This window comes from Nioella ostreopsis (assembly GCF_004000255.1).
Lineage (GTDB): Bacteria > Pseudomonadota > Alphaproteobacteria > Rhodobacterales > Rhodobacteraceae > Nioella > Nioella ostreopsis.
In genome coordinates, this window is sequence record NZ_RCIQ01000014.1 from 71186 (window position 1) to 86613 (window position 15428).

Here is a 15428-nt window from a genome sequence, read left to right on the forward strand (position 1 = left end):
TCTCCTTCGTGCGACCTTATTCCGCCGCGACCTTGCCGGCTTCGGCGTGCTTGTTCTTCACGACAACCTTGATGGCATCCTCGACCCGGTCCTTGGCGTAGCGCAGGGCCTCTTTCAGGTCGGACATCTCAAAGGTATGGGTGTGGATCAGCGTGGCGTCGAAACGCTTCTGACGCATGAAGGCCTCGGCCCGATGCGTGGCGGTCTTGCCCTCGCCGCGGATGCCGTAGAGGTAGATGTTGTTGCGCACCAGATAGGCGACATCGACCTCGGGGCTGTTATGCGGGAAGGCCGCAAGGCAGATCTTGCCGCCCCGGTTCACCATCAGCGCCGCTTCGTTCACACCATTGGGTGCGCCGGCACATTCAACGACATAGTCGACGCCCTTGCCGCCGGTCAGTTCGCGGACCTTCTCGACCGCGTCTTCGTTGCGCACGTTGATGACGTGATCGGCACCAAGTTGCTTGCCAATCTCCAGACGGTTGTCGCGGGTGCCGGTCAGGATCACCGGCTGCGCGCCAAGCGCCTTGGCCACGGCCGCACCCATCAGACCGATGGGACCGGGGCCGGTCACGACCACGCTTTCACCAGCGACAAGGCCGCCCAGTTCGGTCAGGCCATACATCGCGGTGCCAGCCGTCACGACCAGCGTCGCCTCTTCGTCGGACATGTTGTCATCGACATGCACCAGCGTGTTGATGTTGTTCACCGCGTATTCGGCAAAGCCGCCATCGGTGGTGAAGCCATTGGCGCGGTGGCCCTTGTCCACGTCGCCGTAGTTCTTGCCGTAGTTGTGGCAGGAGGTGTACATGCCCTGACGGCAGCGCTTGCACTGGCCGCAGCCGGCGTGAATTTCCACCGTCACACGTTCACCGATTTCATATTCATCGACACCGGGTCCAAGCGCCACGACGGTGCCCATGTATTCATGGCCGGGGGTGAAGTTCTTGTTGAACGGATCGCCACCATGGATCTGGGCGGGCGGGCCGTGATGGATGATCTCCAGGTCGGTCGCACAGATCGCAACCGCGTCGATACGGACCAGAACCTCCGCCTTGCCCGGCACGGGAACCGGCTTGTCCGCAAGCGTCAGCTCGCCGGGATCGCCCAGAACCCAGGCTTTCATCGTCTCGGGCACCGGGTAGTCCGGGCTGGTTTTCACATTGGCGGGAAGCGTCATGTCCTGTCCTCCTTAGGTTGCTAAAGGGGCTGCTAACGTTGCGCGTTTCGCAGCTTGTTCGAAAAAATGTTGGCCGCCTCGATCATCTGGCGGGTCAGTTGGGCCTTGCGCTCCTCGGTCGCCTCGCTGGCGGGCAGCGTCGTCGAGATGGACGCCACGACCGCGCCGCCACCCTCGCGGATGGCCGACCCGATACAGACGACGCCTGCGCGCAGTTCCTCGTTGTCGATGGCGTATTTGAAGCGGCGCACGCTGCGCAGCTCTTCCACGAGACCGGACAGGCTGTTGATCGTGTTGGGCGTGTAGGATTTCAGCCCATTGGTCGAAATGATCCGCACAAGTTCCGTATCGGGGATCCACGCGAGAATGGACTTGCCCGTCGCGGTTGCGTGCAGCGCGGTCATCTTTTCGACCTCGTTGGGCTCCTGCAGGGTCGAGGCCGCGCCGGGAAAGCTGAGCTTGGTCAGCAGCGAGGTCTCGCTGAGCACGGCAAGCTGAACGCCAAGGCCAAGCTGTTCGCCCAAGCGCCGCAGGTCTTCGCGCAGCAGAACCGCAGGGTCGGAGTCATGCTCCATCATCTCCAGCAGTTCCCGAACCCGCGGGCCAAGCGCATATCCACGGCTGCGGCTGATATGGGTCAGATACCCCCGCGCCACGAGCGTCATGACAAGGTGATGGCAGGTCGAGGCGTTCAGGCCGATCCGATCCGACAATTCCGACAAGGTGATGCCGTCGATCTCGCCAGCTGCCAGTTCCAGAAGCGTCAGGGCCCGATCGACCGACTGGATCGTCCGAACCGGCTTTTGCGGGCTGCGCAGCACGCCTCGCAGGTCCTTTGCCGACCGGTCCTGGGTGTGAAGCTGTTCGTTCATGATCTGGCGATCTCCTCTGGCCTTAAGGTTTCGAAATGGGCCCCTCAGGGCAAGATAATTTGATTATATTGCCTATAATTTGATATCGTGAAACTTAATTTGACCACACCAGGACGCCAGCGGATCATCCCAGATGAAAAAACCACCAAGGATCAATAGGCTAGAGACTTCCCCTCGCCCCTCTGCCATTGCTGCATTTGCGAAGACAGCACGCAACCTTCTCCACGCAAAGCCGCGAATCGGGGGCAGAGCCAAAGGGCTGGCCATGGTGCGGATTGCAGATCTCAGGCCACTAATTTCACAATATCAAATTCGCAATCCAGAACTCCGTTTTGTTGACAGCTGCTCTGGACTTTCGCCAATGGGCAACCAAATGCCCGTTACACTGAAGCTTCGGGGCGAACCCATCGGTCGGGGCGGACAAGAGAGGATGACCTCAAGATGAAATTCATAGCCTATGTCAGTCAGGCCGAGCGGCCCTTCTCTCAGGAAGATCTTGGCGAATTGCTGCGCCACAGCCGCGCGCGGAATGAAAAGGACGGCGTCACCGGATGCCTCGTCTATCGCTTCAACGAGGATTTCCGCCGCGGGAATTTCATTCAGGTTCTGGAAGGGCCGGACGCGGCCATTGACGATGTCTGGGGCCGGATTTCCAACGATACAAGGCACCATACCGTTGTGGTGATCGACGAGGGGCCGATTGACGACAGGATGTTTTCAAACTGGTCCATGGGCTTCAAGAATGTCGACGCCGATGACCTGACCGGCGTCGAAGGTTTCGCCGATCTCGGCAGCGACGCCTTCTGGCAACGGGCAAGCGACGGCGAACTGTCCAACGGGCTGCAATTGCTGCGCAGCTTCTACGAGGGCTGAGCGCCGCCTGCTTCCCGTCCTCCTCAGCCCGGCCGCGCCAGCCTTTCGATCCCGCGGTCGATCGACACCGCCACGACCAGAAGCAGGCCGGTCACGATCAGCCGCGCCTCATTGGCCACGCCCATCAGGTTCAGCCCATTTGATACGGTTGCGATGATCAACGCCCCGAACAGGGCCCCGACAACCATGCCGCGCCCGCCGAACAGGCTCACCCCGCCAATGACCGCCGCCGCAATGCTTTCCAGCAGCAGCGCCCCGCCGCCGACGCCGCCGCCAGACGACACCGATACGCCAAGCGAGCGCGAGGCCGACAGGATGCCGCCAAAGGCCGCCATGCAGCCCGCGATGGCAAAGGCGGTGATCTTGATCCGGTCCACCTTGATGCCCGCCCGCCGCGCGGCCTCAGCATTGTTGCCGATGGCATAGAGATAGGTGCCAAAGCGGGTCTCGGAGGCGATGTAGGACATGACCCCAAGCAGCGCGAGAAACAGGATGACCGGCATCGGCAGCCCACGCTGGTTTTCCAGAAAGACCAGCACCCCGACAAGAAACAATGCCACGATGACCACCGGCAGCAGAACGCCCGCGTTGAACGATGCGGACAGCCCCGCCCTCTGGCGTGACCGCCAGGTCGATCCCATGACCAGAGCGAACAGCACGATGGCGCACAGCACCAGCCCCCAGGCCATTGGGCCGGTCACATGGGTCGCGGCAAGCTGATCGACACCGGAATTCATCAGGTTATAGCGGCCCGTGCGCGGCAGCAGCAGCAACTGGATGCCGTTCAGCACCAACCCCACACCAAGCGTCACCACGAAGGACGGCACCCCGATCAGCGTCACCCACCTTGCCGAGGCCGCACCGACAAGCCCGCCCAGCGCAACGCCCGCAAGGATCGCAAGCGGCACCGGCAGGCCGAAATCCATCACCAGCTTGGCCATGAAGACAGAAGCCACGCCCGAGGTTGCGGCGACGGACAGGTCGATTTCGCCGGTCAGCAGCACGAAGACGAGGCCAAGCGCGATGATCCCGGTCACGGTGGACTGCACCAGCAGGTTGGACAGGTTGCGGCTGGTCAGGAACACATCCGACTGCGTTGCGAAGAAAAGGAACAGCGCGATCAGGCCAACGGCCACCGGCACGAAGCTAAGCTCATTGCCCAGACGTTCCGTCAGCGACCGTGTCGGCGTCGCCGTGGGCGTTGGGGGGATGGATGCATCGGTCATTCGTCTGTCCTCGCCTCAGCCGGCCATGTTGACGGCTTCATTGCCGCCCACCATCGCGTTGACGACCTGCTCGCCGGTCACGTCCTTGGAATTGAAACTGGCGGCGTTGCGCCCCAGCCGCAGCACCTCGATCCGGTCTGTGTTGTCCAGAACGAAGTGATGGATGTCATGGCTGATCACCAGCACGGCCAGCCCGTGCGAGGCCAGTTCGCGCACCAGATCGCCCACCTGTTCCGCCGCCGAATGGCTCAGCGCCGCCGTCGGTTCATCCAGCAGCACCACCTTCGGTTCCCACAGGATCGACCGGGCGATGGCGATGTTCTGGCGCTGCCCGCCCGACATGGCGCCCACGTTGCGGGTCAACGAGATGGAATCGAGCCTAAGCCGCTTCAGCACCTCCTTCGCCCGCTTCTCTGCCGCCGCGCGACTGACACGGTAGCCCGTGTACCAGGGCCCGGTCAGCTCCCGCCCCAGAAAGAGGTTCTGAACCGCATCGAGATTGTCGCACAGCGCGAGGTCCTGATAGACCGTCTGCACCCCCATATCGGCCACTTCGGCCGGGTTGGAGGCAGCCACCTCCCGCCCCTCGAACAGATAGGTGCCGCTATCGGGCCGGTGCACCCCGGACATCACCTTGACCAGCGTCGATTTTCCCGCCCCGTTATCGCCCACAAGCGCCACGACCTTGCCGGGCTCCAGATCGAGCGACACATCGGTCAACGCCTTGACGCCGCCGAAATGCTTGGTGATGCCACGCAGGCTGAGGATGGGCTGTGTCATGTCTGCCTTTCCATGTCGCGAGGTCGCCGGCGGATGTTGCACCGCCGACGACCGGGAGAAACCTCTGATGTCAGAGATTATCCTGACACAACTGAGAGTCTTCCGCGCCCTGGCAGACTTCCTCCCAGGTGTAGATACCGGCCTCGACCACGTCCGAGATATTGTCGAGCGTGACATTGTTCACCGGCAGGAAGGCGGCGGGGACCATCATGTAGTCATTGTCCACCTCGCCGTTCATCCATTCCGCGGGCAGGTCCTCACCGTTCAGGATCGCGACCGCCATGTCGGCAGCGGCCTCGGCCATCACCCGCAGGTCCTTGAAGACGGTGTTGTCCTGCCAGCCCTGCGCGATGAACTGAAGCGCCTCGATGGTGGCATCCTGACCACCGGTCACGACGATCTCGCCCGGCGCGTAACCCTGGCTGACCAGCGCGGCGACCGAGCCGCCGGTGGTGCCGTCATTCATGCCAAGGAACATGTCCACGCCGCCGCCCGTGCGGGTCAGGCAGTCTTCGGCGAAAGCCTGCGCCTGTACCGGGTCCCAGTTGGGGGTGAAATCCTCGCAGACGATTTCCACGCGGCCGGATGCGATCAGCGGATCGAGATACTCGTTCTGGCCTAGCTCATACTGGGTTGTACCGTATTCGCCCTGATTGCCCTTCACGCGGGCAATGCGGATGGTGCCTTCCGGCATCGCCTCGATCAGTTCCGCCGCGCGCTGGCCCTGTGCCTGGCCCACAGCACGGGCGTTGAACAGAACATGCGCCTCGGCCTGGCCGCCGATCGCGTCATGTTCATAAAGCAGAACCGGAACCCCGGCCTCTTCCGCGGCCCGCAGCGCACCCGCAGACAGGTTGGCGTCGGACGAGGTGTAGACGATCAGATCGGCACCTTGCGCGATGGCGTCTTCCACCAGCCGTTGCTGGCGCACCGGGTCGCCCTCGCCGTTCTGTACGGTGACCGTGGCCCCCGGCATCCGTTCTTCCATCGCCGCCACGAAGAGCGGCGCGTCGCGGCGCTCGAAGCGGATGGTGGTGGAATTGGGCAGCATGAAGAACACTTGCTCGCCATCGGCCAGCACGGGTGTTGCGGCGAAGCCGGCCACGGTCAGCGCCACGGCGGCGCTGCTATTGGTCAGGATTTTCGTCAGTCTGGTCATTGTCGTCCTCCCTTGATGTCGTTGGCCCATCGGGGCCTTGCGGGTTCCGGCCACGCGGGGCCGGTTCCAGTTCGGTATTCGTCTGCTCAGTCTAGGCCTGCTGCCTGCCCCGGTCGTGTCGAGTTCTGTCCAGTCTGGAACCGGACAGCCCCCGTCAGCCCGGTTTCGCGGGGATCGGCGTCGCCTCGTAGCAGCCGATAACCCCCTGATCGAAATCGAGAACGGATCCCGTCATGATGCCCGACTCGTCACTGGCCAGGTGGGCGATCCAGCGGGCGACCTCGTTCATGTTCAACAGCCTGCCAGCAGGCAACTGCCTGCCCGCCTCGGCCTGCCAGCCATCGGGCATGTCGTGAAACGTCTTCTGCGTGATGTCCTCGGCGGGCGTGTCCATCCAGCCAATGGCCAGCGCATTCACCCGAATCCCGTCGCGCATCAGCGAAAAGGCCGCGTTCTTGGTGGTGGCCACAAGCGCCGCCTTGGACGCGGCATAGACCGTCAGAAACGGCACCCCGCCATGGGCGGTGATGGTGGCCACGTTGACAATGGCCCCCGGCTTGCCCTCTGCCCGCCAATGATTGGCGGCGTTCTGCATCAGGAAGAAGGGCGCGCGGGCGTTGATCGCAAAGGTCCGTTCCCACAGCGGAGCGTCGCCATCCAGAATGCCGCCCCGGTCGGTGATCCCGGCGGAATTGACCAGAATGTCATAGGTGCCGAATTCGGCAATCGCGCGGTCGTGGATCGACTGGCAATCGTCCAGATCGGTCAGGTCGGCACGGTGATAGACCACCCGGCAGTCAGGCGTGGTCAGCGCATCCGCCGCCGCCTGCCCCTCGGCCTCTTTCCGGCCCATGATCAAAGCACCTTTCAGCCCACGCCGCAGCATCAGCTTGACCGCCGTCAGGCCGAGCCCCTGCGTCGAGCCGGTGACGACCGCCACCTTACCCGCGAATTGCTGGTCGAGAGGAACGTCCTTGTCCGAAGCCGCGTGATAGGCGGCACTACCATAGGGGCTTTGATAGTCAGTCATCCGTAGTTCACCTCCACCGGCTTGTTGGTCTGGTAGGATTTCAGCGCCGCCTCGGACAGAAGCAACGCCCGACGCCCGTCCTCGAAGGTCACGTTCGGCGGTTTGCCCGCCGTCACCTGATCGATGAAATCGCGGATCTCGGCCTCGTAGGCGGCACGGTAGCGCTCGATGAAGAAATAGAGCAACTCGTCCTTCGTCGCCGTCCCGCCCGCCCCGTGGCGGGACACCTCGGTCGGGCGGTGGTTGTTGGACCGCACCATGCCCTCGGCCCCGAATGCTTCGACCCGCTGGTCATAGCCGTAGTTGGTGCGCCGCGAATTGTTGATATGGCACAGCGCGCCCGATGCGGTGCGCATCACGATCATCGCGGTATCCACGTCGCCCAGTTCCGCGAAGATCGGGTCAACCCGGTTCGCGGCCATCGCGAACACCTCGACCGGCTCTTCGCCCAGGACGAACCGCGCCATGTCCATGTCGTGGATCGTGGTGTCGCGGAACAGGCCGCCGCAGGCCTCCAGAATGGCCCGGGGGGGAGGAGGCCCCGGGTCCCTGCTTGTGATGACAAGCAGTTCCAGCGCCCCGATCTCGCCCGCCGCGACGGCCTTTTGCACGCCTGCGTGGCTGGGATCGAACCGCCGGTTGAAACCAAGTTGAAGCGGAACGTCGAAGGCAGCCAGCTTCTCGCGGCACTCTTCGACCTTGTTGATATCTACGTCGATCGGCTTTTCGCACAGGATCGGCTTGCCCGCCTCGGCGGAACGCAGGATCATTTCCACATGCGTATTGGTGGGCGAGGCGATCAGCACTGCGTCGACATCATCGGCCCCAAGCAACGCATCCAGATCGGTCGTCGCCCGCGCCCCCACGGCGGCGGCGGTGCGTGCGGCGCTTTCCTCGAACAGGTCATAGCACCATGTCACACGCGCATCGGGCTGCAACGCCACAAGACGCGCATGCATGTCGCCGATCCGACCGGTGCCGATTATTCCGAAGCGAAGCATCGCGCCCCTCCCTTACATCCGTTTCGAAGACAGCCTCTCGAAAAAGCCGCCGCTCAACAATGCAGGGTTTGTCCAGATTGGAATTGCGGCTCTCACGGGCAGCCGGGAAAAGTGACGAGAATGGAATTCTCCCATGACCGGAACGCTTCCGCAGCAGGTGCGCCGGATCGGGCGCATCCCCAACCCCGGACATGCCCCCCATCCAAAGAAAAAGCCCCAAGGTTAAACCTCGGGGCTTTCCGATTTCAATTTCGACGGGCTTCAGCTGATCTTCGGCAGAAGCGAGTCGATGCTGGCCTTGGCGTCGCCGTAGAACATGCGCGTGTTCTCCTTGTAGAACAGCGGGTTCTCGATGCCGGAATAGCCGGTGCCCTGCCCGCGCTTCGACACGAAGACCTGTTTCGCCTTCCACACCTCCAGCACCGGCATGCCGGCGATAGGGCTGTTGGGATCTTCCTGCGCCGCCGGGTTCACGATGTCGTTGGAGCCGATCACGATCACCACGTCGGTCGAGGGGAAGTCCTCGTTGATCTCGTCCATTTCCATCACGATGTCATAGGGCACTTTGGCTTCCGCCAGCAGCACGTTCATATGCCCCGGCAGACGGCCCGCCACGGGGTGGATGGCAAAGCGCACCTCCTTGCCCGCCGCGCGCAGCTTGCGCGTCAGGTCGGCCACCGCCGATTGCGCCTGCGCCACCGCCATGCCGTAGCCCGGCACGATGATCACGCTGTCGGCCTCATTGAGGGCCGTCGCCACGCCATCGGCGTCAATCGCCACCTGCTCGCCCTCGATCTCCATCGCGGGGCCCGTGGTGCCGCCGAAGCCGCCCAGGATCACGCTGATGAAGGACCGGTTCATTGCCTTACACATGATGTAAGACAGGATCGCACCGGAGGACCCGACCAGCGCACCGACAACGATCAGCAAGTCATTGCCAAGCGAGAAGCCAATCGCCGCCGCGGCCCAGCCCGAATAGCTGTTCAGCATCGAGACCACGACCGGCATGTCGGCGCCGCCGATGCCCATGATCAGGTGATAGCCGATGAAGAGGGCTGCCAGCGTCATGATGAAGAGCGGGAAGAAGCCGCCCGAGTTGAAGTACCAGATCAGGCAGATGACCGAGAGCGCTGCCGCGCCCGCGTTCAGCGCATGACCGCCGGGCAGCTTGGTCGCCGCAGAGGTCAGTTTGCCCGCCAGCTTGCCATAGGCCACCACCGACCCGGTGAAGGTCACCGCCCCGATGAAGATGCCCAGGAACAGTTCCACCCGCAGGATGTTCTGCTCGATCACCGATTTGTGCGCCAGCAGCTCGGCGAACCCGGTCAGCGCCTCGCGCGCCTCCGGCTCCATGCCCAGCACGCGGACCAGCTCGAAATGGGCGTTGAAGCCCACGAACACCGCTGCAAGGCCCACCAGCGAATGCATTGCGGCAACCAGCTGTGGCATCTCGGTCATCTCGACCTTCTTGGCCACGTACCAGCCGATGATACCGCCGCCCGCAATCAGAAGGACCGACAGAAGCCACAAGCCCGAGCCGGGTCCGATCAACGTCGCGAACACCGCCAGCGCCATGCCGGCAATACCGTACCACACCGCGCGCTTGGCGCTTTCCTGACCAGACAGCCCGCCGAGCGAGAGGATGAAGAGAACCGCCGCGACCACATAGGCCGCCGTCGTGAATCCGAATTCCATTGCCTCAGTCTCCTTAGGATTTCTGGAACATGGCGAGCATGCGCCGTGTCACGAGGAAGCCGCCGAAGATGTTGATCCCGGCCATGAACACGCTGAGCCCTGCCAGCAGGATGACCAGCCAGCTGCCCGACCCGATCTGCATCAGGGCCCCCAGGATGATGATCGACGAAATGGCGTTGGTTACCGCCATCAGCGGCGTATGCAGCGAATGCGCCACGCCCCAGATCACCTGGAAGCCGACGAAGACGCTCAGCACGAAGACGATGAAATGCTGCATGAAGCTGGCTGGCGCATAAAGCCCCGCCAGCAGGATCAGCCCGCCGCCCACGGCCAGCAGCGTCACCTGGCTCTTGGTCTGCGCCTTGAAGGCCGCAACCTCGGCTTCACGCTTCTCTGCCGGGGTCAGCTCGCGCGGCTGTTCCTTCTTCGGCTGCGCCGCAATCGCCTGGATCTTCGGCGGCGGCGGCGGGAAGGTGATCTCGCCCTGATAGGTCACGGTCGCACCACGGATCACGTCATCTTCCATGTTGTGCACGACCTGCCCGTCTTTCTCGGGCGTCAGATCGGTCATCATGTGACGGATATTGGTGGCGTAGAGCGTCGAGGCCTGGCTGGCCATGCGGCTCGGGAAGTCGGTGTAGCCGATGATGGTGACGCCATTTTCCGTCACCACCTTTTCGTCCATCACCGTGCCCTCGACGTTGCCGCCCCGCTCGGCGGCCAGGTCGACGATGACCGAGCCCGGCTTCATCGCCGCAACCATGTCTTCCGTCCACAGCTTCGGCGCGGGACGGTTGGGAATCAGCGCCGTGGTGATGACGATATCGACCTCGGGCGCCAGCTCGCGGAACTTGGCCAGCTGCGCATTGCGGAACTCTTCGGACTGTACCGAGGCGTAGCCGCCGGTCGCCGCGCCATCCTGCGCCTCTTCCTCGAAATCGAGATAGACGAACTCCGCCCCCATCGATTCGACCTGCTCGGCCACTTCGGGCCGCACGTCGAAGGCATAGGTGATCGCGCCAAGGCTCGTGGAGGTTCCGATCGCGGCCAGACCCGCCACGCCCGCGCCCACCACCAGCACCTTGGCAGGCGGCACCTTGCCCGCAGCGGTGATCTGACCGGTGAAGAAGCGGCCATAATTGTTGCCCGCCTCGATGACCGCCCGGTAGCCCGCGATATTGGCCATGGAGGACAGTGCATCCATCTTCTGCGCGCGGCTGATCCGGGGCACCATTTCCATGGCGATCACATTGGCGCCCTTGGCCTTGGCCAGTTCCATCCCCTCTTCATTCCCCGCCGGGTTGAAGAAGGAAATCAACGTCTTGTCGGCAGTCAGCCGCTTCAGTTCAGTCTCGTTGGGAATGCGGACCTTGGCGATGATGTCGGCGTCTTTCCAAAGCGCCGCCGCGGTCTTCACGACGCTGACACCGGCCGCCTCGTAGTCGGCATCCGCAAATCCCGCCTTTTCGCCCGCGCCAGCCTCGATCAGGCAGTCATAGCCCAATTTCTGTAGCTGCACGGCACTGTCCGGTGTCATCGCAACGCGATTTTCCCCGGCTTCAATCTCCTTGGGAGCGCCTATCTTCACACTGATCCCCTTTCCCTTTAATCCCGTTGCCCGGGCGTTGCAGGCGCTTTTACAGTGCACAGCCCCCGGCTACAACGGAATGGACGCCGCAGGGCTCATTTACGACACGGCAGCCCCCCAATCGCCCGCGACCATCTGACCCTGCGTCACCCTCCGGCCGGGAAAAGTCCATCGCCCAGCGGGGCTTAGATCGCACGGTATACCGTTGCACACGCCCAACCCCTTCATTTCATTAATTTAATATTGTTGAAAACCACGGTGAACAGGCTATCGCTAGGCAACCGCGCCAAAGGACCACCGATGCCAAGCTTCCCCGATCACCCTCAGCGCTATGACCTGGCGAATGAACTGCACGCCCGCCCCTTCCCCTCGATTCGGCATGGCAGCCAGGCCGCGATCATTGCCCTGAAACCGGTCAAGAACGCCGCCGCCCGCGACCGTGATGCCGACCGCGCCCACCTGATCGCCCTGCTCGACCGCTACGACGCGCAGCACCCCAAGCCCGGAGCCACGCATTTCTCCGGCAAGCTCGGGCGCTACCACCTCAAGTGGGAACAGCACACGGAATTCGTGACCTACCTGGTTCATGGCGAGGGGTTAAGCGACCGCCCCTTCGATTCCGCGATCTGGGATCTCTTTCCGGAAGACTGGATGGCCACCGCCCCCGGCCCACGCATCACCTCTGCCCATTTTCGCATTTCCGAAGGCATCGCGGATGATGACGCCATCTCCACCTGCCTCAAGGACTGGTTCGAACCCGAAAGCCTCGCCGCCAACCGGGTGCTCGACGGCAATGCGGTGCTGGCCAGCGATTTCCGCATCGACCCGGCAGGCCATATGCGCTTTGCCATTTTCCCGAGACCAGAGGCCGGCCCCTCCCGCATCGGTCGTATCGTCCAGCGCCTTTGCGAGATCGAGACCTACAAGGCCATGGCGATGCTCGGATTTCCCAAGGCGGGTGAGCTCAACGCCCGCATGGCCCAGATCGACAGCGGCCTCTCGGCGCTCCTGCGCGACATGACCGGCGACAGCACCGCCCCAGATCAACAGCTCGACAAGCTGCTCTCCTATGCGACCGATCTGGAAAACCTGATGTCCCGCGCCTCGTTCCGTTTCGGCGCGACCGGCGCGTACGAGGCCATCGTGCAGCAACGCATCGAGATCCTGCGGGAAGAACGCTTCGCGGGCCGCCAGACCTTCGCCGAATTCATGCTGCGCCGGTTTGACCCCGCCATGCGGACGGTCAAAAGCACCGAAACGCGGCTCAGATCCATGACCGACCGCGCCTTCCGCGCCGGTGAACTTCTGCGCACCAAGGTCGAAGTTGGCCGCTCTGCCCAGAACCAGGATCTGCTGGAAAGCATGGACCGCCGCGCCGCCCTGCAACTGCGCCTGCAGGAAACGGTCGAAGGGCTCTCGGTCGTCGCGATCAGCTACTACGCGGTCAGCCTGCTCAGCTACCTGCTCGCCCCCGTGGCTTACGAATTCGGCATCGAAAAACCCTGGGTCACCGCCGCCCTCGTCTTGCCGGTGATCGCCGCCGTCTGGCTCATGACCCGCCGCATCAAGAAGATGGTGCACTAACCGCGCTCCGCGACATGCCTGCCTCTTCCCTTTCATCTTGGCGAGAAATACCTCCGCCGGAGGCATCCAGACCCATCCACCCGCTCCACCCTCCCGGAATCGCGACTCCCGTCAAACGCATCCGTGGCAACGCGGCCCAAGGAGGGCGCCAGAGGCGCCTGACGAGGGCCGCTCCCGGATCGACGCGCGGAACGCGCGGCGAAATCTTTGTGTCGCGCCTCTGCTGACATTACGCAACGCAACCTTCGGAGACGATTGCGCCAAGCTTTTAGCAACACGTACTCAAACCGCCAATTCCCAATTCCGTATGCACAGGGGGTGTATGGGGGGTGTACAGGGGGTGTACGCATGGCACCCCCCTGTTTTGCGCCTCACTGACCCCGCAAGGCGCGGCGCATGATCTTGCCCGTGGCGGTCATCGGCAGGCTGTCCCGGCGCAGCACCTTGCGCGGCACCAGATGCGCCGAGACGCGCTCTCGCACCAGGGATTTCAGCGCCTCTTCCATCCCGCCCCAGTCCGCACCATCCCGCAAGACCACATGCGCCACGACAATCTCCGTGCGAATCGGGTCGGGTTCTCCCACCACGGCGGCCATCAGCACATCCGGGTGCCGCACAAGCGCCGCCTCGATCTCAGACGGCCCGATCCGGTAGCCCGCAGAGGTGATCACGTCATCGTCGCGGGCGTGAAAGGTGATCTGTCCATCGGCCCCGCGCGTGGCCAGGTCTCCGGTCCGAAGCCAACCGTTTTTCACTTTCTTTTCCGTCGCTTCCGGCTTGTTCCAGTAGCGCAGGAAAGCCACCGGGTCGGGCATCTTCAGGCAGACCTCGCCCACCTCACCCGCGCCTGTCTCGCGGTCATCCGGTCCCAGCAAACGCACCTCATGCCCCGGCACCGGCAGCCCCATGGCGCCGGGAACGCGGGTCATCATCGCAGACCGAGCCGCCACGATCAGGTTGGCTTCGGTCTGCCCGTAAAGCTCGTTGATCTCCGCCCCGAGCCGGGCTTCGCCCCATTCCAGCATATCCGCGCCCAGAGGCTCTCCCCCGGAACTGACCGCGCGCAGGCACAGCCCCTGCCCCACCGGGGCCTGTTTCATCAGCCGCAAAGCGGTCGGCGGGATGAAGGCATTCGTCACCTTCTCCGCCGCCAAAAGCCGGTATGCCGCCTCCGGCTCGAACTTCGCAAAGCGGTGGCTGATCAGGGGAATTCCATAGTAAAGACAAGGGATTGCCATGTCCATCAATCCACCGATCCAGGCCCAGTCCGCAGGCGTCCAGCCCACATCACCGGCGCGTGGGAACAGGCCCTGGCTCAGCTCCATGCAGGGCAGATGCCCATAGAGAAACCGATGCGCGTGCAGCACCCCCTTGGGGTCGCCCGTGGTGCCCGAGGTGTAGATCATCATCGCCGGATCTTCGGCCAGCGTCTCGGCGGCCAGAAATCCCCGCGCGGGCGTCTCGATCAGATCGGGCAAAGACAGAACCGGCGCGGGCGCGGACCCGGTCGAGATCACAACCTCCAGCCCCGGCAGATCGGGTTGCAACGCCATCACCCGATCCAGATTGGCGGGGTCGGTCACCACCGCCTTCGCGCCGCTATCCGACAGGCGGTAGCGCAGCGCATCCTCACCAAAGAGCGTGAACAGCGGCAGCACCACGGCCCCCAGCTTCATCACCGCCATATGGGTCAGCAACACAAAGGGATGCTGCGCTAGCAGAACAGCCACCCGATCGCCCTTGCCCACGCCATTTGCGGCCAATGCCACGGCCAGCCCGTCGGAAGCGGGCTTGAGCTGGCCATAGGTCCATTCGTGCCGGTCGCCATCCTGGCCGATATGGATGATTGCCACCTGACCGGGTCGCGTCGCGGCCCAATCGTCACAGCAGAGCCGCGCGATATTCATCCGCTCCGGGATGTCCCAGTGAAAGCCCGCGCGCAGATCCTCCCACCGGGCTTCGGCCCGGAACAGCCGCCGGTCCATTTTATCCGCCAGCGATGACCGTCAGCGTCGGCAGATCTGTCAACCCCAACCCGAGCGCCTGCAGCGCCATCAGAGAGATCCGGCTGCCGGACCCCGCTTCGCCGCCGCTTGGGCGCAGGGTGACCTCGACGGAGTTGCCATTCTCAGCCTCCAAGCGGCCTGCTGTTTCGGTGGTCACCAAAGGCGTTTCCAGCCAGAGCCCCGGCGCTGTCGGGTCGCCCAAAGAGGCCACGGTCGTGCCAAGCACGCCGGAGGCTGCGGCCGCAGCGGGCTCATCGTCTGTCTCTTCTGCGCCCTCCTCCGCTTCCGTTTCGTTGGCCACCGAGGGGGGCGGCACGGCGCTGGCCTCACGGTCGCGGTTCAGGAAAGACAGGGGGCGGAACCCATCACCGCACCCGGCAAGCGAGGCGACGAGGGCAAGGGCCAGAAGGGCGCGGATGATCTGTGTCATGACG

At 63.6% G+C, this 15428-nt stretch carries 13 protein-coding genes; 2 read left to right on the forward strand and 11 right to left on the reverse strand.

The window, feature by feature from the left end:
• Window positions 1–16: 16 nt before the first annotated feature.
• Window positions 17–1180: a zinc-dependent alcohol dehydrogenase gene (locus EP237_RS14890; protein ID WP_127561687.1), complete on the reverse strand. Its 1164-nt coding sequence runs from the start codon at window positions 1178–1180 to the stop codon at window positions 17–19.
• Between the two features lie 32 nt (window positions 1181–1212).
• The gene (locus EP237_RS14895; protein WP_127561688.1) at window positions 1213–2052 is read right to left on the reverse strand and encodes an IclR family transcriptional regulator; all 840 of its coding nucleotides are present in this window, start codon (window positions 2050–2052) and stop codon (window positions 1213–1215) included.
• Between the two features lie 441 nt (window positions 2053–2493).
• On the opposite strand from EP237_RS14895, the gene EP237_RS14900 reads away from it, so the two are divergent.
• The gene (locus EP237_RS14900; protein ID WP_127561689.1) at window positions 2494–2925 is read left to right on the forward strand and encodes a BLUF domain-containing protein; all 432 of its coding nucleotides are present in this window, start codon (window positions 2494–2496) and stop codon (window positions 2923–2925) included.
• A 23-nt stretch (window positions 2926–2948) separates the two neighbouring features.
• On the opposite strand, the gene EP237_RS14905 is transcribed toward EP237_RS14900, so the two are convergent.
• The 7 genes from EP237_RS14905 to EP237_RS14935 form a co-directional block, all read right to left on the reverse strand.
• The gene (locus EP237_RS14905) at window positions 2949–4151 is read right to left on the reverse strand and encodes a sugar ABC transporter permease (RefSeq protein WP_127561690.1); all 1203 of its coding nucleotides are present in this window, start codon (window positions 4149–4151) and stop codon (window positions 2949–2951) included.
• 15 nt (window positions 4152–4166) lie between these two features.
• Window positions 4167–4931, reverse strand: a complete 765-nt coding sequence (locus EP237_RS14910) for an ATP-binding cassette domain-containing protein (RefSeq protein WP_127561691.1) — start codon at window positions 4929–4931, stop codon at window positions 4167–4169.
• Window positions 4932–5001: 70 nt separating this feature from the next.
• Entirely contained in the window at window positions 5002–6090 is a 1089-nt protein-coding gene (locus tag EP237_RS14915; protein ID WP_127561692.1) for an ABC transporter substrate-binding protein, read from the reverse strand.
• A gap of 154 nt (window positions 6091–6244) precedes the next feature.
• Window positions 6245–7120: an SDR family oxidoreductase gene (locus EP237_RS14920; protein WP_127561693.1), complete on the reverse strand. Its 876-nt coding sequence runs from the start codon at window positions 7118–7120 to the stop codon at window positions 6245–6247.
• Window positions 7117–8121, reverse strand: a complete 1005-nt coding sequence (gene iolG, locus EP237_RS14925) for an inositol 2-dehydrogenase (protein WP_127561694.1) — start codon at window positions 8119–8121, stop codon at window positions 7117–7119. The genes EP237_RS14920 and iolG overlap by 4 nt, the downstream gene beginning before the upstream one ends.
• Before the next feature lie 261 nt (window positions 8122–8382).
• The gene (locus EP237_RS14930; protein WP_127561695.1) at window positions 8383–9816 is read right to left on the reverse strand and encodes an NAD(P)(+) transhydrogenase (Re/Si-specific) subunit beta; all 1434 of its coding nucleotides are present in this window, start codon (window positions 9814–9816) and stop codon (window positions 8383–8385) included.
• Between the two features lie 13 nt (window positions 9817–9829).
• The gene (locus EP237_RS14935) at window positions 9830–11404 is read right to left on the reverse strand and encodes a Re/Si-specific NAD(P)(+) transhydrogenase subunit alpha (RefSeq protein ID WP_127561696.1); all 1575 of its coding nucleotides are present in this window, start codon (window positions 11402–11404) and stop codon (window positions 9830–9832) included.
• Window positions 11405–11704: 300 nt separating this feature from the next.
• On the opposite strand from EP237_RS14935, the gene EP237_RS14940 reads away from it, so the two are divergent.
• Window positions 11705–12988: a DUF3422 family protein gene (locus tag EP237_RS14940; RefSeq protein ID WP_127561697.1), complete on the forward strand. Its 1284-nt coding sequence runs from the start codon at window positions 11705–11707 to the stop codon at window positions 12986–12988.
• A gap of 371 nt (window positions 12989–13359) precedes the next feature.
• On the opposite strand, the gene EP237_RS14945 is transcribed toward EP237_RS14940, so the two are convergent.
• On the reverse strand, window positions 13360–14973 hold the full coding sequence (locus EP237_RS14945) for an AMP-binding protein (RefSeq protein ID WP_164744719.1): 1614 nt from the start codon (window positions 14971–14973) through the stop codon (window positions 13360–13362).
• Between the two features lies 1 nt (window position 14974).
• Window positions 14975–15424 carry a D-galactarate dehydratase gene (locus EP237_RS14950; RefSeq protein WP_127561698.1) on the reverse strand — a complete coding sequence of 150 codons (450 nt, stop codon included), beginning with the start codon at window positions 15422–15424 and terminating at the stop codon, window positions 14975–14977.
• Window positions 15425–15428 lie beyond the last annotated feature (4 nt).